The 21,827-nt window shown below is 68.7% G+C and carries 16 protein-coding genes and 1 pseudogene; 5 read left to right on the top strand and 12 right to left on the bottom strand.

The genetic code is table 11. The features are described from left to right. Positions 1-23: 23 nt before the first annotated feature. The 6 genes from WS66_RS06890 to WS66_RS06865 all read right to left on the bottom strand — a co-directional run bounded on the left by WS66_RS06890 (position 24) and on the right by WS66_RS06865 (position 9,219). A complete protein-coding gene (locus tag WS66_RS06890; protein ID WP_059599381.1) occupies positions 24-1,472 on the bottom strand; it encodes a heavy metal sensor histidine kinase in 1,449 nt (482 codons plus the stop codon). Then, complete coding sequence (locus tag WS66_RS06885; RefSeq protein WP_059599382.1) at positions 1,469-2,164, bottom strand: heavy metal response regulator transcription factor; 696 nt, start codon at positions 2,162-2,164, stop codon at positions 1,469-1,471. Before WS66_RS06885 ends, WS66_RS06890 begins: the two co-directional genes overlap by 4 nt. A 21-nt stretch (positions 2,165-2,185) precedes the next feature. Continuing rightward, complete coding sequence (locus WS66_RS06880) at positions 2,186-3,691, bottom strand: efflux transporter outer membrane subunit (protein ID WP_059599464.1); 1,506 nt, start codon at positions 3,689-3,691, stop codon at positions 2,186-2,188. A gap of 5 nt (positions 3,692-3,696) precedes the next feature. Further along, positions 3,697-4,929, bottom strand: coding sequence for an efflux RND transporter periplasmic adaptor subunit (locus tag WS66_RS06875; protein WP_059599383.1), 1,233 nt, complete (start codon positions 4,927-4,929; stop codon positions 3,697-3,699). A 33-nt stretch (positions 4,930-4,962) separates the two neighbouring features. Next, positions 4,963-8,211, bottom strand: coding sequence for an efflux RND transporter permease subunit (locus tag WS66_RS06870; protein WP_059599384.1), 3,249 nt, complete (start codon positions 8,209-8,211; stop codon positions 4,963-4,965). A 228-nt stretch (positions 8,212-8,439) separates the two neighbouring features. Further along, positions 8,440-9,219 (bottom strand): Crp/Fnr family transcriptional regulator, encoded by a 780-nt coding sequence (locus tag WS66_RS06865; protein WP_059599385.1) that lies wholly within the window; start codon positions 9,217-9,219, stop codon positions 8,440-8,442. Between the two features lie 168 nt (positions 9,220-9,387). On the opposite strand from WS66_RS06865, the gene WS66_RS06860 reads away from it, so the two are divergent. Further along, the gene (locus WS66_RS06860) at positions 9,388-11,040 is read left to right on the top strand and encodes an acyl-CoA synthetase (RefSeq protein ID WP_059599465.1); all 1,653 of its coding nucleotides are present in this window, start codon (positions 9,388-9,390) and stop codon (positions 11,038-11,040) included. 39 nt (positions 11,041-11,079) lie between these two features. Here the strand turns inward: WS66_RS06860 and WS66_RS06855 are convergent, their stop codons facing one another. The 4 genes from WS66_RS06855 to WS66_RS06840 form a co-directional block, all read right to left on the bottom strand. Next, a complete protein-coding gene (locus WS66_RS06855; RefSeq protein ID WP_059599386.1) occupies positions 11,080-13,062 on the bottom strand; it encodes a methyl-accepting chemotaxis protein in 1,983 nt (660 codons plus the stop codon). Between the two features lie 139 nt (positions 13,063-13,201). Beyond that, entirely contained in the window at positions 13,202-13,633 is a 432-nt protein-coding gene (locus tag WS66_RS06850; protein WP_059599387.1) for a YqaA family protein, read from the bottom strand. 37 nt (positions 13,634-13,670) lie between these two features. After that, complete coding sequence (gene kch / locus WS66_RS06845) at positions 13,671-14,846, bottom strand: voltage-gated potassium channel protein (protein ID WP_059599388.1); 1,176 nt, start codon at positions 14,844-14,846, stop codon at positions 13,671-13,673. A gap of 124 nt (positions 14,847-14,970) precedes the next feature. Then, the gene (locus tag WS66_RS06840) at positions 14,971-15,618 is read right to left on the bottom strand and encodes a LysE family translocator (protein ID WP_059599389.1); all 648 of its coding nucleotides are present in this window, start codon (positions 15,616-15,618) and stop codon (positions 14,971-14,973) included. Positions 15,619-15,903: 285 nt separating this feature from the next. On the opposite strand from WS66_RS06840, the gene WS66_RS06835 reads away from it, so the two are divergent. Further along, positions 15,904-16,386, top strand: a complete 483-nt coding sequence (locus WS66_RS06835; protein WP_006755380.1) for an Lrp/AsnC family transcriptional regulator — start codon at positions 15,904-15,906, stop codon at positions 16,384-16,386. Between the two features lie 273 nt (positions 16,387-16,659). Here the strand turns inward: WS66_RS06835 and WS66_RS34025 are convergent, their stop codons facing one another. Both WS66_RS34025 and WS66_RS06830 read right to left on the bottom strand, forming a co-directional pair. Next, positions 16,660-16,803, bottom strand: coding sequence for a hypothetical protein (locus tag WS66_RS34025; RefSeq protein WP_179955234.1), 144 nt, complete (start codon positions 16,801-16,803; stop codon positions 16,660-16,662). 244 nt (positions 16,804-17,047) lie between these two features. Then, complete coding sequence (locus WS66_RS06830) at positions 17,048-18,700, bottom strand: IclR family transcriptional regulator (RefSeq protein WP_059599390.1); 1,653 nt, start codon at positions 18,698-18,700, stop codon at positions 17,048-17,050. A gap of 177 nt (positions 18,701-18,877) precedes the next feature. Here WS66_RS06830 and WS66_RS06825 point away from each other — a divergent pair, with 177 nt between their 5' ends. The 3 genes and pseudogenes from WS66_RS06825 to WS66_RS34865 form a co-directional block, all read left to right on the top strand. Beyond that, a complete protein-coding gene (locus WS66_RS06825; protein WP_059599391.1) occupies positions 18,878-19,837 on the top strand; it encodes an MBL fold metallo-hydrolase in 960 nt (319 codons plus the stop codon). A gap of 182 nt (positions 19,838-20,019) precedes the next feature. Beyond that, positions 20,020-21,387, top strand: a complete 1,368-nt coding sequence (locus tag WS66_RS06820; protein ID WP_059599392.1) for an MFS transporter — start codon at positions 20,020-20,022, stop codon at positions 21,385-21,387. A 209-nt stretch (positions 21,388-21,596) separates the two neighbouring features. Next, positions 21,597-21,815, top strand: a pseudogene (locus tag WS66_RS34865) (MFS transporter); the annotation flags it as partial. Positions 21,816-21,827: the final 12 nt, after the last annotated feature.

Below are 21,827 nucleotides of genomic sequence, written 5' to 3'. Positions count from 1 at the left end.
TGCCCTCGGCGGCGCGGGCGCCGTCAGTGCACCGCGCGCGGCGCGTGCGCCGGCCGCAGCGCGTGCGGGTCGCCCGCGTCGGCCGCGCGCAGCGGGCCGACGCTGCACAGCTGCGTCGACACCGAGAAGCCGAACGTATTGACGCCGCCGGAGCACGCGACGAACACGCTGCCGCCGTGCATCTCCGCGACGGCCTTGACGATCGACAGCCCGAGCCCGTGGTTCTCCTTGCTGTTCGCGCGCGCTTCCTCGAGCCGGTAGAAGCGCTCGAATACGTGCGAGCGCTGCACGGGGTCGATCGGTTCGCCGGGGTTGGCAACCGACACGTCGACGAGCGTGTCGCGCGGCGTGATCGTCACGTTCAGCGTCGCGCCGGGCGCCGAATGCTGGATCGCGTTGATCAGCAGGTTCGTCATCGCGCGGCGGAACAGCGACGGGTCGACGGCTGCGTGCGCATCGCCGTGCAGTTCGGCGCGCAACTGCGCTTCGTCCAGCGGAATCTCGAGGAAGTCGAGCATGCGCCGCACTTCGTCGGCGAGCGACACGTGCTTCAGGTCGGTCGCGCGCTCGCCGCGATCGCTGCGCGACAGGAACAGCATGTCGTTGATGATGACGCGCAGCCGTTCGAATTCCTCGAGGTTCGACTGCAGCGTCTGGCGCATCCGGTCGACCGAGCGGTCGCGGCTCGTCAGCGCGACCTGGGTCTGGCCGATCAGGATGCTGATCGGCGTGCGCAATTCGTGCGCGACGTCCGCGTTGAACGCCTCGAGCCGCGCGTAGGTCTGCTGGATGCGCTCGAGGGCGCCGTTGAACGATGCGGCCAGATCGCGCAGCTCGGTCGGCAGCGCGTCGGTGTGCAACCGCTGGCGGCGGTTGGTGGCGTTGATCGCCGCTGCGTCCTGCGACAGCCGTTCGAGCGGCGCGAGCCCGAAGCGCGCGACCGCGCGGCCCAGCAGCAGCGTCACGACGGTAGCGATCGCGATCAGCGCCGCGAGCGTCCACACGAAACGGCGCAGCATCCGCTGCGTACGCTCGCACGACGACGCGACGATCAGCTTCAGATCGGGGCGCTCGCCGCTGCCCGCGATCGGGACGGTCTTCGTCATCACGTCGTAGCTGCTGTGGTTGAGCGCGTACTGCTGGAACGCACCGAACGGCTTGCCGACCGGCATGCCGTCGACCGGATGACCGAAGCGGAAGGCGGCGTCGGGGCTGTCGACCTGGTAACGCGTCGACCCGTCGGGCGGCTCGAGGTCGGCGAGCTTTTCCTGCATCAGGCGGCCGCGCGCGGCCGTGGTCGCGTGTGACACGATCATCTGCGCGACCTTCGCGCGCGTGTCGATCGTCGCGCGCAGTTCGGCAAACAGCTGGCGCTCCATCATCACGAACAGCCCGCAGCCGACCAGCGTGAACACGAGCAGCGACACGATGCCGAACATCGCCGACAGACGCAGGGTGATCGAGCGTTTCATGCGTGCCTCTCGTTGTCGGCGTCCTCGCGCGCCTCGAGCACGTAGCCCATGCCGCGGATCGTGTGCAGCAGCTTCTCCGCGAACGGGCCGTCGAGCTTCGCGCGCAGGCGCTTGATCGCAGTCTCGACGACGTTCGCGTTGCTGTCGAAGTTCACGTCCCATACGAGTTCGGCGATCGTCGTCTTCGACAGCACCTCGCCGCTACGCCGCGCGAGCACGCCGAGCAGCTGGAATTCCTGCGCGGTCAGGTCGAGGCGCGTGCCGTCGCGGGACGCGCGCCGGCCGATCAGGTCGACGCGCAGGTCGCCGATCGAGATCAGCGTCGATTCCTGCACGCGCGCGCGGCGCGTCAGCGCGCGCAGCCGCTCGATCAGCTCGAGGAACGAGAAGGGCTTGGTCAGGTAGTCGTCGGCGCCGCCGCGCAGCCCGCGCACGCGATCGTCGACGCGGTCGCGCGCGGTCAGCATGATCACGGGCGTCTGCTTCTGCGCGCGCAACGCGCGCAGCACGCCGAAGCCGTCGAGCTTCGGCAGCATCACGTCGAGCACGACCACGTCGTATTCGAATTCGACGGCCTTCCACGCGCCGTCCTCGCCATCGAGCGCGGTGTCGACGACCCAGCCTTCCTCGGTCAGGCCGCTCTTCAGGTATTCGACGACTTTCGGTTCGTCTTCGACGATCAGGACTTTCATGGGTTTGTCCTTGTAACCGGGTTAGGGGCCGACGCTCGCGGCGCGCGGGAGGTTTGCCGTCGCGACGTCGGTCGGCGTGGCGCCGCCGGTCGCGCCGCCGTCCCAGCCGCCGCCGAGCGCCTTCGCGAGAAACACGACGAGCGCCGCGCGCTGGCCCTGGATCTGCACGGCCTGGCGCTCGCTCGACAGCAACTGCTGCTGGGCGGTCAGCACGTCGATGAACGGCGTGAGGCCGCCCGCATAGCGATCCTGCGCGAGCGACACGAGCTTGCGCGCGTCGTCGACGGCCGCTGACGCCTGCTGCGCGGCTTCGGCCAGCACCGCCAGGCCCGTCACCGCATTTTGCACTTCCTGGAACGCGGTGAGCACGGTCTGCCGGTAGCTGGCCTGCGCGGCGGCATAGCCGGCCTGCGCGAAATCGACGCCGGCCTTCAGCTTGCCGCCTTCGAACAGCGGCTGGCTGACCGACGCGCCGACCGACCACAGCAGCGCCGGCACCGTGAACAGGCCCGCGAAGCGCGTTGCATCCCAGCCGATGTCCGGCGACAGCGTGATGCGCGGGAAATACGCGGCGCGCGCGACGCCGATCTGCGCGTTCGCGGCCGCCATCGCGCGTTCGGCCGACGCGACGTCGGGGCGCCGCTGCAGCAGGTCGCTGGGCATCCCGGTCGGCAGCGCGGGTGCGTTGATCGCCACCACGCGCGGCGGCAGCGAGAATTCGGGGGCCGGCGTGCCGACCAGCGTCGCGATCGCGGTTTCGACCTGCGCGCGCTGCTGGATCAGCAGCTGTGCCTGCGTGCGCGTCGCGTCGAGCTGCGCGCGTTGCTGCAGCAGATCGAGGCCGGACACCGCGCCGAGGTCGTGGCGCGTGCTCACGTAGTCGAGCGCCTTCTGCTGCAGCTCGATCGAGCGCGTGACGACGTCGATCTCGGTGTCGAGCTCGCGCAGCGCGAAGTAGCTCGACGCGAGATCGGCGGTCAGCACGAGGCGCGCGTTCGCGAAATCGTCGCGCGCCTGCTCGGAGCTGGCCTGCGCGGATTCGACGCTGCGCCGCACGCGGCCGAACAGGTCGAGTTCATAGCTGGCGCTTGCACCGACCTGGATGTCGTTCTGGACGGTCGACGTGCTCCGCGTCGCGTAGTTGGTCTGCGGCCGGTCGGCGGAGATCTTGAAGCGCTGGCCGCTCGCGTTCAGGCCGACGGCCGGATACTGCGCGGACGCGACCGACGCGAGCGTCGCCTTTGCCTGGTCGTAGCGTGCGGCGACGGCCTTCAGGTTCTGGTTGTTGCGCAACGCGTCGGCTTCGAGCGCGTCCAGCTGCGCGTCGCCGAAGGCGGTCCACCAGGCCGGATCGAGCGGCGCACGGGCCGGCGCGGCCGGGTGCCAGTACGCGTCTGCCGGGTCGAGCCGCCAGGCGACCGGCGTCTCGACGGCGGGGCGCCGGTAGTCGGGGCCGACCGTGCAGCCGGCAAGGGCCGCGACCGCGACGGCGGCCAGGAGCGCGGCGGGGCGCAGGCGGGCGCGCATCGCGCTCACGACTTCGCTCCCGCGGCGGCGGACGCCGGCTTCACGACCGGCGGCGCCTGCACGATGACGGCGTCGCCGTTCGCGAGTGCATCGCTCGGGTTCGCGACGAGGCGGTCATTCGGCGTGAGCGGGCCGTCCACTTCGAGCGTCTGCCCGATCGTGCGCGCGATCGCCACCGCCTTCAGGCGCACCTGGCCGTTCGCGTCGACGGTCGCGACGGTCGGCCCTTCGGCGCGGAACAGCAGCGTGTTGGCCGGAATCTGCAGGCGACCGACCGGCGTCATCGGCAGCGTCGCCTGCACGTATGCGCCGGGCAGCAGCCGTCCGTCCGGGTTCGGCAGCGTGATCTCGATCTGCAGCGAGCGTGTCGCGACGTCGATTGCCTGGGACGTGCGCGTGATCGTGCCGTCGAAGGTCTGGCCAGGCAGCTCGGCCTGCGCGACGCTGACGTGCTGGCCGACCTTGATTTGCTGCGCATACGCCTGCGGCACCTGCACATACAGGCGCAGCCGGTCGGCCTGCACGACCGTGAACAGCGAGCGGCCCGCGTTGCCGGAATTGACGAGGTCGCCGACGTCGACGTTGCGCTGCGTGACGATCCCGTCGATCGGCGCGACGATGCGCTGGAAGCCCTTCAGTTCGGTGAGCCGGCGCATGTTCGCATCGGCCGCCGCGAGGTTCGCGCTGCCCTGGTTGAACGCGCCTTGCCGGTCGTCGAGTTCCTGCTGCGACACCGCATCGCGCTGGCGCAGTTGCTGCGCGCGGTCGAACGACGTCTTCGCGAGTGCGAGCGCCGCCTGCGCCTGCTGACGCTGGGCGGTGGCCTGCGCGAGTTCCTGGTTGAGCTCGGGCGTGTCGAGCTCGGCGAGCAGTTGCCCCTGCTTCACGTGCGCGCCGATGTCGGCCTGCCAGCGCAGCACGTAGCCGCTCGCGCGCGCATAGATCGGCGCCTCGACGAAGCCGCGCAGCGTGCCGGGCAGCGTGAGCTTGCCGCCGGTGGCCGCATCGACCGGATGCACGACGTTCACGTACTGGCGCGTGTTCTGCTCGGCCACTGCGTCGAGCCGGTTGCGGTTCAGCACGTTGACGACGATCGTGCGCGCGGCGCCCGCGGCCAGCAGCACGCCGACCACGATCAGCACGATCCGCCCGCGCCGCGACACCGACGTGCGCGTCGGCAGGTGCATGCCGTGTTCGTCCACCTGGATGCCGACGGAGCTGTGATGTTTCTCTTCCATGAATTGACCGGGTCTAGAGGCTAGGGGCGAAAGTCAGCGTCCGGCCTGGCGCACGCGCCGGCGGGCCAGCCGCGAATGCACGCCGCCGAACACGAGCGGCACGAACAGCAGCGTCGAAACGGTGGCGAACAGCAGGCCGCCGATCACCGCGCGGCCGAGCGGCGCGTTCTGCTCGGCGCCCTCGCCGAGACCGAGCGCCATCGGCACCATCCCGATGATCATCGCGAGCGCCGTCATCAGCACCGGGCGGATCCGCGTCGCGCCGGCCTCGAGCGCGGCCGTGAGCGGCGGCGCGCCGGCGGCGAGGCGTTGGCGCGCGAACGACACGACCAGGATGCTGTTCGCGGTCGCGACGCCCACCGTCATGATCGCGCCCGTCAGCGCGGGCACGCTCAGGTGCGTGCCGGTGATGAACAGCATCCACGCGATGCCGGCGAGCGCGGCAGGCATCGCGCTGATGATGATCAGCGGATCGAGCCACGACTGGAAATTCACGACGATCAGCAGGTAGACGAGCACGATCGCCATCGCGACGCCCGCGCCGAGACCGATGTACGACGTGCGCATCGTCTCGACCTGGCCGCGCACCGTGAGGTCGGTGCCGCGCGGCAGCGTCGCGCGCGCGTCGGACACGATCCGGTCGATCGCGCCCGCGACCGAGCCGAGGTCGCGGCCCTCGACGCTCACGTACAGGTCGATCGCCGGGCGGATGTTGTAATGCGTGATCACGGCCGGGTTCGAAACGGGGTGGATCTGCACGAGGTTGCCGAGCAGCTGCAGCGGCATGCCCGTGCGCCCGCTCGCGGAAATCGGCGTGCCGAGCAGGTCGTCGATCGACGCGATGTCGTATTGCGGGGTCTGGATCTGCAGCGGGTACTGGACGCCGGTGCGCGGGTTGATCCAGAACGACGGGGTCGTCTGGGAACTGCCGGACAGCGAGATCAGCATGTTCTGCGCGACGTTTTGCGCGGAGAGGCTGAGCTGCTGCATGCGCGTACGGTCCATGTCGGCCACCAGGGTCGGTTCGTCGTTGCGCTGCAGCACGTGCACGTCGACGGCGCCGGGGATTTGCCTGATCTTTTTCATCAGGCTGCTCGCGATAGCCATGTTACTCGCGAGATCGTTGCCGAGCACCTGCACGTCGATCGCGGCCGGCTGGCCGAAGTTGAGGATCTGCGTGATGATGTCCGACGGCTGGAAGAAGAACTCGACGCCGGGGAAGCGCTGCGGCAGCAGCGTGCGCAGCGTCTGCACGTAGTGCTGGGTCGAGCGATGGCCGGGCTTCAGCGCGATCATCAGTTCGCCGTCGAGCGTGCCGATCGTGCCGCTGTTGCTGTACGACAGGTTGATGCCGCTCACCGGCAGCCCGAGGTTGTCGACGATCGCGCCGAGTTCGTCGGGTGGCACGGCTTCGCGGATCACGCGCTCGACCTGGTCGGCGAGGCGCGCGGTTTCCTCGATCCGGTAGCCGGTCGGTGCGCGCATGTGCAGCCGGATGTTGCCGGAATCGGCGTTCGGGAAGAAGTCGCGGCCGAGCACGAACACGAGGCCGGTCGACAGCAAGCAGAAGCCGAGGAAGCACGTCGCGTAGAAGCGGCGGCGCACCAGCAGGATGCTGAGCAGCACGATGTACCACGCGCGCAGCCGCTCGAACGCGGCGTTGAACGCGTGATGGAGGCGCGCGAAACGCGACGTCGAGTGGTCGGGGCCGGTGGTGGCCTGCTGCGGGCGGAACAGCAGCATCGCGAGCGTCGGCACGAGCGTGCGCGACAGCACGTAGGACGCGAGCATCGCGAACACCACGGCTTCGGCGAGCGGCACGAACAGGAAGCGCGCGACGCCCGTCAGGAAGAACATCGGCACGAATACGATGCAGATGCACAGCGTCGATACGAACGCGGGCACTGCGATCTCGCCCGCGCCTTCGAGAATCGCATCGTGCAGGTTGGTGCTCGACGAGGACCCCGGCGCGCCCTCCGGTCGCGGCCCCCCGAGGGGGCTGCCCGGCTCGCCAGGGTCGGCCCGGCGCGTGCCGAGATGCAGGTGCCGCTCGATGTTCTCGATCGTGACGGTCGCGTCGTCGACCAGGATCCCCACCGCGAGCGCGAGCCCGCCGAGCGTCATGATGTTGATGGTCTCGCCGAGCGCGGAGAGCGCGATCAGCGACGTGAAGATCGACAGCGGAATCGAGATCGCGATGATCAGCGTGCTGCGCCAGTTGCCGAGGAACAGCAGGATCATCATCGCGGTCAGCACGGCCGCGATCAGCGCCTCGCGGATCACACCCTGCACGGCGGCGTTGACGAACACCGACTGGTCGAACAGCGGCGTGATCGTGAGCCCTTCGGGCAGCGTCGGAATCACCTTCGGCAGCAACGCCTTCAGGTCCGACACGACCTTCAGCGTCGACGCGTCGCCGGTCTTCAGGATCGACATCAGCACGCCACGCTGGCCGTTCTGGCGCACGACGTTGGTCTGCGGCGCGAAGCCGTCGCGCACCGACGCGACTTCGCGCAGGTAGGTCGTCGCGCCGTTGACGGTTTGCACCGGCAGGCCGTTGATGTCGGCGACCGTGTCGGCCGACGCGTTCGTGTCGATCCGGTATTCGGTCTGGCCCATCTTCGCGGTGCCGGTCGGCAGCACGAGGTTCTGCGCGTTGACCGCGTTGACGATGTCGGCGGGCGTGAGGCCCTTCGCGAGCAGCGCCTGCGGGTCGAGGTCGATCGCGACCACGCGCGTGCGGCCGCCGTACGGAAACGGGATCTGGGCGCCCGGGATCGTGATCAGTTGCGGGCGCAGGAAGTTGAGCGCGATGTCGGCGAGCGACTGTTCGCTGAGCGTCTTGCTGGATAACCCGAGCTGGATCACCGGGATGCTCGACGCGGAATAGGTGATCACGAGCGGCGGCGTCGCGCCCTGCGGCATCTGCCGCACGATCGCCTGCGCGGACGAGACCGTCTGCGCGATCGCCGTCTGCACGTTCGCGCCGGGCTGCAGGAACACCTTCACGACCGCGATGCCGGGCAGCGAGGTCGACTCGATGTGCTGGATGTTGTTGACGGTCGTCGTCAGGATCCGTTCATGGACGGCCGTGATCCGGTTGGTCATCTCCTTCGCGGAGAAGCCGTTGTAACTCCAGATCACGCTGATGACGGGAATGTTGACCGCCGGCAGGACGTCGACAGGCGTGCGCATCAGCGCAAGCGGGGTGGCCAGCACGATCATGATGGCCATCACGATGAACGTGTAGGGGCGCCTGAGCGCGAGACTGACGATCCACATGGAGGCAGCGGGACAGGCGGTGATCAGGCGTCGGTGAAGGGAACCCGAATGATAGGCGTCGGGGCGGAACGGGTCACTGGCGCGAAACTGGCGGAATTGTCAGGTTGGGGCGGGGCAACGAAAGGCCGATTCATCGGATGAAAGGCGCGCGGGCGCAGGCACCCGGAAACCGCCGCCGTCCCGTATGCGGATGCCGCATCGACGACGGTTCCACTCATCCGGCGTCGCTCAGATCTGTTCCATCCCGACCCGCGCCAGCGCGGCCAGATCGACGACCTCGATCTGGTTGTACGCGAGCCGCAGCACCCCGAGTTTCTCGAGCTGCTGCAACGCCTGGTTGATCCGCTGCCGCGACACGCCGACGAGCATCCCCAGTTCCTCCTGCGAGATCGCGAGGGACGGACCGGTGTCCGGGTACAGCGCAGGGTTGAACAACTGCGCGAGCGCCTGCGCGACGCGCGCGTCGACGTCGAGCAGCCGGCTGTTCTGGATCGACGCGATGAACTCGCCCATCCGGTTGTTCAATTGATGGATCACGAAGCGCGTGAACGGCAGGCTGGTGTCGAGCAGCGCATGGAACGTGTCGACCGGGACGAACAGCACGATCGAGCGCTGGACGGCGACGACTTCGTACTTGCGCAGCTCGCGCTTGATCACGCTGCCTTCTCCGAACCAGCCGCCCGACGGCACGCCGGAAAACGTGCAGCCGCGCCCCGACGCGTTGAAGATCGCCAGCTTGAGCAGTCCGCGATGCACGCCGATCCAGTATTCGGACGGCGCGAGCCGCTGCGCGATCACGTCGCCGGCTTCGTGCCGTTCCGCATGGGACTGCGCGAGCACCAGCGCCTGGTGTTCCGGCGCCAGCGTGCGGAACCACGCGCACTGGCCGAACAGCGCGGACAGGGCGGGCAACGGCCCCGGTTCGAGCGGCGCGTCGGCCGGCGGGTCGGCCGGTGAGTGTTCCGGCGGAGCGGCCGCGTCGGGCGGCGCAACGGAGTGATCGTGCATGGGTGCGGGTTTGCGAGGATAGGGATAACGCGCAGCGTTCATCGGGCACTCTGTCGTTTCGATGACAGACGGCTCACAATAGCGCCCGTTAGGCTATCGGCAATTGAACCACATCAAAACCGATCGGGGTGCATGCACGCCGGCCGGCAGAAAACGGGAGACAGGATCATGACGCAGATGTTCGAGGCCGGACTCGGCCGCCGCGAGGCCAACTACGTGCCGCTCACGCCGATCGACTTTCTGGTCCGCGCGGCCGAAGTCTACGGCGAGCGCCTCGCGATCGTGCACGGCGACGTGCGGCGCACGTGGGGCGAGACCTACAAGCGCGCGAAGCAGCTCGCGAGCGCGCTCGCGCGGGCCGGCGTCGCGCGCGGCGAGACGGTCGCGGCGCTGCTGCCGAACATCCCGGCGATGGTCGAGGCCCACTTCGGCGTACCGATGGCCGGCGCCGTGCTGAACACGATCAACACGCGGCTCGACATTTCGTCGGTGCTGTTCATGCTGCGTCACGGCGAAGCGAAGGTGCTGATCGTCGACACCGAATACGCGGAGCTCGCGCATCGCGCGGCGCTCGAAGTGCCGGGCCTGAAGATCGTCAGCGTCGCCGACGCGATGCCGGCCGACCCCGCGCGCTTCGCGGGCGCGACCGACTACGAAGCGTTCGTCGCGGGAGGCGACCCGGACTACGCATGGACGTCCCCCGCCGACGAGTGGGAAGCGATCGCGCTGAACTACACGTCCGGCACGACCGGCGACCCGAAGGGCGTCGTCTATCACCATCGCGGCGCGTATCTCGCGGCGATCAGTAACATCCTCGAATGGGACATGCCGAAGCACGCGGTGTATCTCTGGACGCTGCCGATGTTCCATTGCAACGGCTGGTGCTTCCCGTGGGCGGTCGCGGCGCGCGCGGGCGTGAACGTCTGCCTGCGCAAGTTCGACGCGAAGACGGTGTTCGACCTGATCCGCCGCGAACGCATCACGCATTACTGCGGCGCGCCGATCGTGCAGAGCGCGATGGCGAATGCACCGGCCGAGTTCCGCGCGGGCATCGATCACACGGTGCACGCGATGGTCGCCGGTGCCGCGCCCGCGCCGGCCGTGATCGCGAAGATGAAGGAGATCGGCTTCGACCTGCTGCACGTGTATGGATTGACCGAGGTCTACGGCCCGGCGACCGTGTGCGCGAAGCAGGCGCACTGGGACGAGCTGCCCGACGACGAGCGCGCGCGGCTCAATGCGCGGCAGGGCGTGCGCTATCACCTGGAAGCGGGCGCGACGGTGCTCGACCCGGACACGATGGCGCCGGTGCCGGCCGACGGCGAGACGCTCGGCGAGATCATGTTCCGCGGCAACATCTGCATGAAGGGTTACCTGAAGAACCCGCACGCGACGGACGAGGCATTCCACGGTGGCTGGTTCCATACGGGCGATCTCGGCGTGCTGACGCCGGACGGCTATATCCGCATCAAGGATCGCCGCAAGGACATCATCATTTCCGGCGGCGAGAACATCTCGAGCATCGAGGTCGAGGACGCGCTGTACCGGCATCCGGCCGTCGAGGTCGCGGCGGTGGTCGCGATGCCTGACCCGAAATGGGGCGAGGTGCCGTGCGCGTTCGTCGAACTGCGCCACGGCATGAGCGCGACCGAGGAGGAGATCGTCGCGCACTGCCGGCAGCTGCTCGCGGGTTTCAAGGTGCCGAAAGTCGTGCGCTTCGGTGAGTTGCCGAAGACGTCGACCGGCAAGATCCAGAAATTCCAGCTGCGCAACGCGGTCGGGTCGGACAAGGCGATCGACCTGGCCGGGGACAAGAAGTAATCGACGCGACCGGGCAGTTGCCCGGCCGTTCGCCGTGCGTCACGCGTCGCGGGCCAGCCGGAACACGCTGACGGCTTCCGACAGTTGCGCGGCCTGGTCGCGCAACGCGACGGCCGCGCGTTCGGCATCCGAGATCAGCGTCGCGTTCTGCTGCGTCGCCTCGCCGATCTGCGTGATGGCCTGATTCACCTGCTCGATGCCGGTCGACTGCTCGCGCGACGCGGCGCTGATCTCGCGGATCAGCGTGCTGACCTGATCGACGCGCTGGACGATGTCGCGCATCGTGCCGCGCGCGGCGTCCGCGATCCGATAGCCCTGTTCGACGGTCGTCGACGATTCGGCGCTCAGCGCGTCGATTTCCTTGACCGCGGCCGCGCTGCGCTGCGCGAGTGTGCGCACTTCGGCCGCGACCACCGCGAAGCCCTTGCCATGCTCGCCCGCGCGCGCGGCCTCGACGGCAGCGTTCAGCGCCAGGATATTGGTCTGGAACGCGATGCCTTCGATCGTGCCGGTGATGTCGGCGATCCGGCGCGTCGCACGGCCGATGTCGTCCATCGTCGCGGCCACGCGTTGCACCGCCGTGTCGCCGTCGGTCGCGGCGGCCGATGCGCCGGCGACCAGCGCGTTCGCCTGCGCCGCGTGTTCCGCATTCTGCTGCACGGCGGCCGTGATCTGCTCCATGCTGGCTGCCGTCTGTTCGACGCTGCTCGCCTGCGTCGCGATCCGCGCCGCGATGTCGCCGCTGCCGGCCGCGATGCCGACCGTGCCGCGCGCGATGTCGGACGAGCTGCTGCGCACCTGTGCGACGATCCGCGCGAGGCCGTCGCCGATTCCGTCGACCGCCTGCACGAGCCGGCCGATCTCGTCGTTGCCCGCCGCGCCGCGCGCGGCGGCGCCGTCGCGGATGCGGATGCTGAGGTCGCCGGCCGCGAAGCGTTCCGATGCACGCGCCGCCGCATCGAGCGGTCGGCTCACCACGCGTCGCACGACGACGAGGAACAACGCCGCGAACGCCGCGACGAGCACGGCCGCGATCATCAGGAAACGGTTGCGGACGGTGCGCATGCCCGCCAGCAGTTCGTCGTCGAGCGCGATGCCGCCGACCAGCCACTGCCATTGCGGAATCGTCGTGAACGACACGAATTTGGCGGTGGGCGCGGCGTCGTGCGCGGCCGGATCGGCCGACGTGTAAGCGAGCCGGCCCTGGCCGGCGGCGAGCATCTGCGTGTATGGCGCGCGCGCGTCGTCCGCGCGCTGGCCGGCCGCGTCGGGATGGACGACGAAGGTGCCGCGCGATGTACCCGGCGACGCATCGAGCACGAAGTAATAGCCGTTTTCTCCGATCTTCAACGCCCGGATGCCGTCCTGCACGACTTGCAGCTCGGCACCGACGTCGAGGCCGACGAACAGCGCGCCGATCACGCGACCCGTCGCGTCGGTGACGGGCTTGTACTGCGTGATGTACGGCCGGCCGAACAGTTTCGCGAGGCCCGTATAGCTGCGTCCGGCGACGAGCGGCGCGTAGGCGGGGCCCGCGCGATCGAGGCGCGTGCCGACCGCGCGCGAGCCGTCCTGCTTCTTCAGCGACGTCGTGATGCGGACGAAATCGTCGCCGTCGCGCGCGAAGATCGTCGCGATCGCGCCGCTTTTCTTCAGGAACTGGTCGGGGATCGCGTAATCGAGGTCGAGCGGCTGGCCGCCCGCGGACAGTGTCGGCGCGGCGACGCCGCCGATGTCGACGGTGCGGGCCGGGTCGAGCGCGAAATCGGCCGGCAGGAAACTGGCGAACAGCGCCATCGCGCGGGTGGCTTCGGCGGACAGCGCCTTGTCGAACATTTCGACCATCGCACGGATCGACTGCTCCTTGTCCGCGATGCGCGCATGGGCCTCGTCGGCGAGTTGCTGGCCGGCGAAGTGGGCGAGTGCCCATGCGAAGGCGGTAAACAGCAGCGCGACGAGCACGCACGCCAGCGCGGCCAGGCGCGCGCCGACGCTCGCCCGGCCCAATTGGATCAATCTCATAGGAATCCTGAGTCGAGAGGGAGAGAGGCGGAACGCACGCGCCACCGCATACCGTAAGGAATACGGCAGCTTCGGTGAATTCTTTAGCGGTGCGAAGCCGGAGGGGGCGAGCAGGTTCGCCCGACGTAGGCGGGCAGCGTCAGTGCATCACGAGCCACGCGACGGCCAGATACCGCCCGACCTTCGCGATCGTGACGATCGCGAGGAAGGTCGGCAGCGGCTCGCGGAGCACGCCGGCGACCATCGTCAGCGGATCGCCGACCACCGGCGCCCAGCTCAGCAGCAGCGACCAGCGGCCGTAACGCGCATACCAGCGCTCGGCGCGCGCGAGCGCGGCCGGCTTGACCGGGAACCAGCGGCGGTCGCGGAAGTGCTCGATGCCGCGGCCGAGCGCCCAGTTGACCACCGAGCCCGCGACGTTGCCGACGCTCGCGACCAGCAACAGCGCCCATACGGGCTCGCGTCCGGCGAGCAGCAGGCCGGCGAGCACGGCTTCGGACTGGAGCGGCAGCAGGGTCGCGGCGACCATCGACACGGCGAACAGGCCGCCGTAAGTGAGCAATTCGGACATCGCGCGATTGTACCGGCCGCGCGTCGGCCGGCACCGGTCACGCGGCGGCGTCGGTGCCGAACAGCAGGTGCGAGATCACCGACTTGTCGACCGGTTCGTCGTTGAGCGTGCTGGCGAGCAGTTCGCCCGCGAGCTGCTGCGGCGAGAACACCATGTCCGGCTTCAGCAGGCGCAGCCGCTCGAGGTTGCGTTGCTGGTTCACGAGCGCGACGGTACGCACCGTCGACGCGATCTCGCGGATCGCGAGGATGATGAACGCATTCTCGGCATCGTCGGAACGCAGCGCGAGCACCGCGCGGGCCGTTGCCGCGCCGGCGCTTTCCAGCACCGCGTGGTCGGTGGCGTCGCCGACGATCAGGTCGGTTCCGCCCGCATAGTTGTGCTCGACGCCGGCCGGCACGATGACGGTCACGGCGTAGCCGCGCTTGCGCAGTCCCTCGTGCACTGCATGCGCGACGGGCGTCGCGCCGACGATCAGGAAATGATGCTTGCGGATCACGTTCGAAATGCCTCCCTTGACGATCCGTTTCAGGTTGCCGCCGATCACCGGCCCGACGACCGCGCTGATCGACGTCGCGAACACCGTGATGCCGAGCACGATCACCGATGCGGTGAAGAGGCGCGCGGTGGGCGCGTGCGGCACGATGTCGCCGTAGCCGACCGTCGACATCGACACGATCGAGAAGTAGACGGCCGTGGCGAGGTCGTGGACCGGCGGCGTGAATTCGTCGCCGAGATACAGCACGCCGAAGGTCGCGTAGATCAACAGCGACACGATGCTGAGCAGCGCGAACAGGCTGCTCGCGGCGACGCTCGCGCGGTCGAAATGGCGCCAGTAGTAGATCAGCGTGACGGCCAGCACGGCCGTGTACATGAACACCGCGTTGCTGCGGTAGCCGCCGAGGATGCTGATCGCGGCGGCCGCGACCAGCAGCAGGATCGACAGCACCCACGCGACGCGCGCACGCAGCACGATGCCGATGGCCATCGTCGCGAGGCCGGCCGCGACGACGACCTGCGGCAGCACGACGAGGCCCGCGTTATCGACGAGATTCAGCGCGTCGGTGAGCCACGCACGATGCACGCCGAGCTTCGCATGGGCGACGACGGGGCGCAGCACCATCAGTGCATCGAGCGCGAGGAGGAGAGCGAGATACCAGTGCAGGCCGATCGGCGCGAACAGCCGCCGCAGGCGGGTAGTGACGTGCTTCATGCAATCACCCGGTCGAGCCGGGCATGTCCAACGAACCAGCCGCTACCCTAAAGCATTCGGCGATCGGCTGCTTTTTCGCGGGGCGCGCGGGTGACCCGGCACCTGCGCGTGCGGCCGCGCGGTCTCAGTTCCAGCCGACCATGATCGCGCCCATGCCGACCAGCAGCCCGCCCGTCACCCGGTTCATCGCGCGCATCCGCGCCGGGCGCCGCAGCGCATGGCTCAGCCGGTGGGAGAAGAGCGCCATCGACGCAATGCCGCCGGCGAACAGCAGCGCGAAGGACGTCGCGAGCAGCAGGAACTGCGCGTTCAGGCTCCAGTCTGCGCTCGGAACGATGAACTGCGGAAAGAACGACGGAAAGAACAGCAGCGTCTTCGGGTTCAGGCCGGAGGTGGCGAGGCCGCGCCAGAACAGTGCGCGTCCGCTGTCGGTGTCGTCGGGTGCGGCGCAGCCGGGCTGGGTCGACGCGGCGGGCGCGGTGAGTTGCGCGCGGCCTAGCCATTGCTTGCCGCCGAGCCACACGAGGTAGGCGGCGCCGGCCCAGCGCAGCACGTTCAGCGCGTGCTCGTCGAGATGGACCAGCGAATTCAGGCACAGCGCGGTCAGCGCGAGCTGCAGCAGCACGGCGAGCGTGCCGCCCCATACGCACGGCAGCGCGCGGCGCCAGCCGGTGCGCAATGCCTGGTTCATCGTGAGGAGGTTGACGGGGCCGGGGGCGTAGATGAGGACGGCGGACGCAGCGAGGAACGACAGATAGAGCCTGAACGACATGACGGGAGGTGCGGAAAACGAAGGATCGGGCGCCGGCCCGTGCAGCCGGATAGGCGCGCGGGAGGCGGGACATTGCATGCCTGCGTGTCCGGCGCCGCAACTCGTGATTGCGGTCGTGCGTCCCGGTGCGACGGGGTTGTCGCGGGGAGCGTGCCGGACAACAGGCATGGAGAAAATGTATCAAGCGAGCCGGTTAAAAGGCTTCCTGTTTTCCAGTAAAGCACGCCCGAAACCGGAATACTGTTCAGATAGAATGCCGATTTACAGTAGAAAATTCTTTACGTCATGGCTACCCGCGAACGCACGCCGAAAACCCTCGACAACCAGGACCGCAAGATCCTCGGTGCACTGCAAAAGAACGCGCGTCTGTCGAACGCCGAACTGGCCGAACAGATCGGCATGTCGACCACCGCATGCTGGAACCGCACGCGGCAGCTCGAGCTCGACGGTTACATCGACGGCTACGTCGCGCTGGTCAACCAGCGCATGCTCGGCTACGCGGACATCGTGATCCTCGAAGTCACGCTCGATCGCCACGAGGACGACGCACTCGCGCGTTTCGGCGCCGAACTCGCGGCGCTGCCCGAAGTGCTCGAGGCCTACCTCGTGTCGGGCGAATACGACTACTGGATCAAGGTCGCGGTGGACGGCACGGCCGGCTATGAGCGCTTCCTGCGCGAGAAGCTGTACCGGATTTCGAGCATCCGCCATAGCCGCTCGATGTTCGCGCTGCGGTGCATGAAAGACGTGCCGTCGATTCAGGTGTGACGACAGGGGAGATGGGCCGCGGATCGTCGTGACGACGAGATGCGCGGTTGTGCCGAAGCAGAGTGGTAATCGGGCTGTCGCGTCGAGTGGGCGCGGCCCGGAGCCGGAAACAGGCGGGAAATGCCTGCGGGGCGGTAAAACGGATGAATCTTCCGCGGGCCTTTGCGGCCTTCATCCGTCACGCCGATGCCGGGCGCGGTGGCCTTGCGGTGCGCTTCCCGGCAGGCGGGTCGGACGGATGGCGTGCCACCGGCCGGCGGCGTGACGCTGCGCTCAGCGCGGCAGGCGTGCGTGCGCTTCAGCGATGACTTCGCAGTTCTCGAGGTGCAGTGCCCATGCTTCTGCAAGCAGCTCGCCAACACGTGCGAGCCAGCCAGCGGATTGGGTGGAACGATCGGAGACATTAGACGTTTGCATGACGAAGCCCCATGTAGGTGGCGAGTTAGGGATAACCCTAATGATAGAGAAGTATCGCCGCGTTGTGAAATGCGATTTCGTTATATGAGAATTACTGACAGTTTCTGTTGCTGCTGCGCAACATGAATTGCGCCTGCTTCCGCGTGGCGGACAGGCGTAACGAGGCCGTGGCGAGCACGGCCGCGCATTGACGGACGGAAAGGGATGTCAGGCGGGGAGAAAGGGGGCGGCAGCCGAGCGGCGCTTACCCGCCGATCCATCCGAAGCGCCACGACAGGCGGCGCGTCGCGGCGAGCAGCGCATGCGCGAGTTCGCTCTCCGGCCCGCGCGGGAAGCCGCGCGACGAACCGATGATCGCGATCACGAGCCGGATGCTGCCGGTGTGATCGAACACGGGCGCGGCGATCGTCCCGATGCCCGGCACCGGTGCATCGAACGCGAAATCGAGCTCGTCCGCGCGGATCGTCGCGAGCCGCGCGCGGAATGCGTCGTCGATCTGCGTCGCGCGGCCGGCGAGGCGCACCGGCTCGTCGGTCAGCAGGCCGGCCAGCACGTCGTCGGACATGCCGGCCGCGAAGATCCGCCCTATCGCGGTATTCACGAGCGACATCACCGTGCCGACCTGCAGGCTCACGTGCTGCGGCCGGGCGGATTCCTCGAGGCGGATCACGGTCGGCCCGAGCGGCCCGAGCGTCGCGGCAGCCACGCTCATGTCGGTCGCGGCCGCCAGCGCGACGATCTCGGCTTCCGCATCGCGCGTCGGCGACACGCGCTGCATCGCGATCAGGCCGAGCGCCTGGGCGAGCGGCCCGCCGCCGAAGCAGCCGGCGTCGTCGCGGCTCAGCAGGCCGATCTTCTGCAGGCTCACCAGATGCGGAAATGCCTTCGCGGCCGGCATGCCGGCCGCCGCCGCGAGGTCGCGCAGCGGCAGTGCACGACCCGCCGAGACGAGCGCCAGCAGCAGCTCGCCCGTGCTGTCGAGCGCGTTGATGCCGCGTTGCGCTTTCGTATCGTCGGCGAGCGCGGGCGGCATGCGCTGCGTGGCCGGGAGCATGCCCGGCGCGATCGGCCGCGCATCGCGTCCCGCGCCGAGCGACGCAGTGGCTTGCCGTGCCGCGTCGCGCAGCGCCGTCGCGATCGGGCCGTCCCATCCGACATCGATCGATCCGGTCGAGCCGATCACCGTCAACGCGAGTTGCAGGCGTCCGTCCGCGTCCAGCACCGGCACGCACATCGCGCTGACGCCGGGGCTCGGCCGGTCCACGCCGCGCTCGATCCCGCGCGCGCGGATCGCGTCGAGTTCGGCCTGCCACGCGCCGGCGTCGGACGTGGGCTGGACGCCTTCCGCGCCGGCGAGCGTGTCGCCGGCGCCGGCCTGGCTGGCCGCCATCGCGTCGAGTTGAGCGGGGTCGCCGAACGCGCGGAACACTCGGCCGGTTGCCGTCGTGTCAAGCGACATCACCGATCCGACGTGCAGGTTCACGTGCAGCGGATAGCCGCCATGCTCGATGCGCACGATCGTGGGCCCGAGCACGCCCGGCACCGACAGCGCGACGCTCAGGCCGACCGCTTCCGCGAGCCGCGCCGCGTGCGGCAGCGCCGCGCGATAGGCGGGCTGGCGTTCGATCGACATCAGCCCGAGCCGCAGCGACAGCGGCCCTGGCTCGTAGTTGCCCGTGAGCGCGTCGCGTTTCACGAGCGCGAGCCGCGTCAGGCTGACGAGATAGGTGTGCGCCTGCGCGGTCGACAGGTCGGCCGCGGCCGCCAGCTCCGACAGCCCGAGCGGCTTGCGCCGGCGCGCGAGCGCGTCGAGCAGCCGGCCGCCGACCTCGACGCTCTGGATCCCGCGCTGCGCCTTGGGCGGCGCGTCGTCCGCGCTGACTTCATGGTTCTGCACGCGATGAATCTTCCGTTGACGAAACCCCGCATGGTATCCGACGCCATTTGACGCGCCAGCCCACAGGTTTACCCGCATTAGACAATAGCAAGCGACTTTGTCATTGACAAATAATCGTCGCAGGCAGATGATCCGTTCACTCCCCTCAACACATGGCTCGCAGCCACGGAACGCAACATGGCCAAAGCATTCGCCTCCCAAGCCGATCTGGAAGAGAAGAAAGTCACCTGGACGCAGCTGTCCGAGAACGCGTACGCGTACACCGCCGAAGGCGATCCGAACTCGGGCGTGATCATCGGCGACGACAGCGTGCTGATCGTCGACACGACCGCGACGCCCGCGATGGCGCAAGACCTGATCGCGAAGATCCGCAGCGTGACCGACAAGCCGATCAAGCACGTCGTGCTGTCGCATTACCACGCGGTGCGCGTGCTCGGCGCGTCCGCGTATTTCGACGAAGGCGCGCAGCACGTGATCGCGAGCCGCGGCACGTACGAGATGATCGTCGAGCGCGGCGAGGCCGACATGAAGTCGGAGATCGAACGCTTTCCGCGCCTGTTCGCGGGCGTCGAGACGGTGCCGGGCCTGACCTGGCCGACGCTCGTGTTCGAGCGCGAGATCACGCTGTTCCTCGGCAAGCTCGAAGTGAAGATCATGCACGTCGGCTCGGGCCACACGAAGGGCGACACGATCGTCTGGCTACCGTCGCAGAAGGTGCTGTTCTCCGGCGACCTGGTCGAATACGACGCGGCCTGCTATTGCGGCGACGCGCAGCTCGAACAATGGCCGGCCACGCTCGAGGCGCTGCGCGCGCTCGGCGCGGAAAAGCTCGTGCCCGGCCGCGGCCCCGCGTTGCTGAATCCGGCCGAGGTCGACAAGGGCCTCGACTACACGAAGGACTTCGTGACGACGCTGCTCGCGCAGGGCCGCAAGGCCGTCGAGCGCAAGCTCGACCTGAAGGCGTCGATGGCGCTCACGCGCGAAGCGATGGATCCGAAGTTCGGCCACGTGTTCATCTACGAGCACTGTTTGCCGTTCGACGTGTCGCGCGCGTTCGACGAGGCGAGCGGCATCACGCATCCGCGCATCTGGACCGCGCAGCGCGACAAGGAAATGTGGGACGCGCTGCAGGACTGAGCGGCTCACCGCGGCGCGGCGTCCAGGCGGGCGTCGTGCCGTTTTACTGAAGGCGCCTGAACGACGGCGGCATAGGGCCGCGGTTCACGGTGCCGGCTTCCGGTCTCACAAGAATGCAGGGCGCACGTACGCCCTCGGAGACTGCTGCGCGCTCGAATCGCGCGGCCCGTTTGGAGAGAGACATGCCCCGATCGCTTCCCGCCGAAGCGACGATCGCGCACGCGAGTGTTGCGGCGTCGGCTTCCACATATGAATCCACACCGGCGTCGGACGCCGGCGACGCGCTGCTGTTCCGCAAGATTGCATGGCGGATCGTGCCGTTCCTGTTCCTCTGCTACGTCGTATCGTTCCTCGACCGTATCAACATCGGCTTCGCGCAGTTGCAGATGAAGCACGACCTCGGCTTCAGCGATGCGATGTACGGCCTCGGCGCCGCGGTGTTCTACGTCGGCTACGTGTTCTGCGAGGTGCCGAGCAACTTGCTGCTCGCGCGCTTCGGCGCGCGCCGCACGTTCACGCGGATCATGCTGCTGTGGGGCATCGCGTCGACCGGGATGATGTTCGTGTCGCAGCCGTCGCATTTCTACGTGCTGCGCTTCCTGCTCGGCGTGTTCGAGGCCGGTTTCTTTCCCGGCATCGTTCTGTACCTGACCTACTGGTTCCCCGCGAACCGCCGCGCGGCGGCGATCTCGGTGTTCTTCGCGGGCGTCGCGGTGGCCGGCGTGCTCGGCGGCCTGATGTCGGGCTGGATCATGCGCGACATGAGCGGCGTGCTCGGGCTCTACGGCTGGCAGTGGATGTTCGCGATCGAAGGTGCGCCGGCGATCGTGCTCGCGTGCTTCGCGTTTGCCTATCTCGTCGACCGGCCGCAGGACGCCGCGTGGCTCACGTCCGACGAAAAGGCGCGCGTCGCCGCGCTGTGCGGCGACGGCCGTGCGCACGGCGCGCACGACACACGCAGCCTGATGGCCGCGCTCGCGAACCCGCGCGTCTACCTGTTCGCGTTCGTCTACTTCTCGCTGACCTGCGCGTCGCTGACGCTCAATTTCTGGATGCCGCTGATGATCCGCGACTTCGGCGTGACCGACGTCGTGGCCGTGAGCCTCTACACGGTCGTGCCGAACGCGGTCGGCGCGGTGGGGCTGATCCTTATCGCGCGCCGCTCGGACCGCACCGGCGAGCGCCGCAAGCACTTCGCATGCTGCACGATCGGCGGCGGGCTCGCACTCGCGGCGCTGACGCTGCACCTGCACAGCTTCGCGGCGATGCTTGCGTGCCTGTCGATCGCGGCGACGCTGATCTTCGCCGCGCTGCCGATCTTCTGGGCCGTGCCGACCCGCTATCTGTCGGGAAATGCGGCCGCGGCCGGGATAGCGCTGATCAGCAGCATCGGGATCACGAGCGGCATCGTCAGCCCGTGGGTGATCGGGCTGATCCGCACGCGCACCGGCAGCATGGATCTCGCCGTGTACCTGCTGGCCGCGCTGCTCGCGCTGAGCGGCGCGGCGCTGATGCTCGGCGTGAAGGGCGAACCCGCGCGGCGGGCCTGAACCACGGCCGGGCGCTGCATCCGGGCCGGCGGCGACCGGCGTTGCGTGTCCTGTCGGCTCCGTATTCGCCTCCATCGAGGAGACGATCGATGTCAGCCCATCTTCAAGCGGACGCCGCGCATCCCGTTGCATCCGCGGCGCGCCCGTCGGTTAACGACGCGCTGTACCGCCGCATCGGCGTGCGGATCGTGCCGTTCCTGTTCATCTGCTTCTCCGGCGCCGGCGCGGCGGGCGGGATCGCGCTGATCAGCAGCGTCGGCGTATCGAGCGGGATGATCACGCCGTGGATCGTCGGGATGATTCGCACCCGCACCGGCAGCATGGACTCGGCGATGCTGATGATTGCGGCGTTGCTGGCCGCATGCGCGGTCGCGATGCTGCTGGGCGTGCGCGCGACCTCGCGTGACGCGGCGCTCGCGTCGCGTTGACGGGTGTGCACC

It is taken from the genome of Burkholderia sp. LA-2-3-30-S1-D2 (assembly GCF_001523915.2).
Classification (GTDB): Bacteria; Pseudomonadota; Gammaproteobacteria; order Burkholderiales; family Burkholderiaceae; genus Burkholderia; species Burkholderia diffusa.
The sequence above is the reverse complement of the archived record's forward strand: the minus strand, read 5'-3'. Positions and strand labels throughout refer to the sequence as shown.

Coding starts and splice junctions, on each gene's coding strand:
- WS66_RS06875 (WP_059599383.1), bottom strand. CDS start 4,929: ATGGAAGAGAAACATCACAGCTCCGTCGGCATCCAGGTGGACGAACAC.
- kch (WP_059599388.1), bottom strand. CDS start 14,846: ATGAAGCACGTCACTACCCGCCTGCGGCGGCTGTTCGCGCCGATCGGC.
- WS66_RS06885 (WP_059599382.1), bottom strand. CDS start 2,164: ATGAAAGTCCTGATCGTCGAAGACGAACCGAAAGTCGTCGAATACCTG.
- WS66_RS06825 (WP_059599391.1), top strand. CDS start 18,878: ATGGCCAAAGCATTCGCCTCCCAAGCCGATCTGGAAGAGAAGAAAGTC.
- WS66_RS06820 (WP_059599392.1), top strand. CDS start 20,020: ATGCCCCGATCGCTTCCCGCCGAAGCGACGATCGCGCACGCGAGTGTT.
- WS66_RS06840 (WP_059599389.1), bottom strand. CDS start 15,618: ATGTCGTTCAGGCTCTATCTGTCGTTCCTCGCTGCGTCCGCCGTCCTC.
- WS66_RS06880 (WP_059599464.1), bottom strand. CDS start 3,691: ATGCGCGCCCGCCTGCGCCCCGCCGCGCTCCTGGCCGCCGTCGCGGTC.
- WS66_RS34025 (WP_179955234.1), bottom strand. CDS start 16,803: ATGCAAACGTCTAATGTCTCCGATCGTTCCACCCAATCCGCTGGCTGG.
- WS66_RS06860 (WP_059599465.1), top strand. CDS start 9,388: ATGACGCAGATGTTCGAGGCCGGACTCGGCCGCCGCGAGGCCAACTAC.
- WS66_RS06850 (WP_059599387.1), bottom strand. CDS start 13,633: ATGTCCGAATTGCTCACTTACGGCGGCCTGTTCGCCGTGTCGATGGTC.
- WS66_RS06870 (WP_059599384.1), bottom strand. CDS start 8,211: ATGTGGATCGTCAGTCTCGCGCTCAGGCGCCCCTACACGTTCATCGTG.
- WS66_RS06890 (WP_059599381.1), bottom strand. CDS start 1,472: ATGAAACGCTCGATCACCCTGCGTCTGTCGGCGATGTTCGGCATCGTG.
- WS66_RS06855 (WP_059599386.1), bottom strand. CDS start 13,062: ATGAGATTGATCCAATTGGGCCGGGCGAGCGTCGGCGCGCGCCTGGCC.
- WS66_RS06835 (WP_006755380.1), top strand. CDS start 15,904: ATGGCTACCCGCGAACGCACGCCGAAAACCCTCGACAACCAGGACCGC.
- WS66_RS06865 (WP_059599385.1), bottom strand. CDS start 9,219: ATGCACGATCACTCCGTTGCGCCGCCCGACGCGGCCGCTCCGCCGGAA.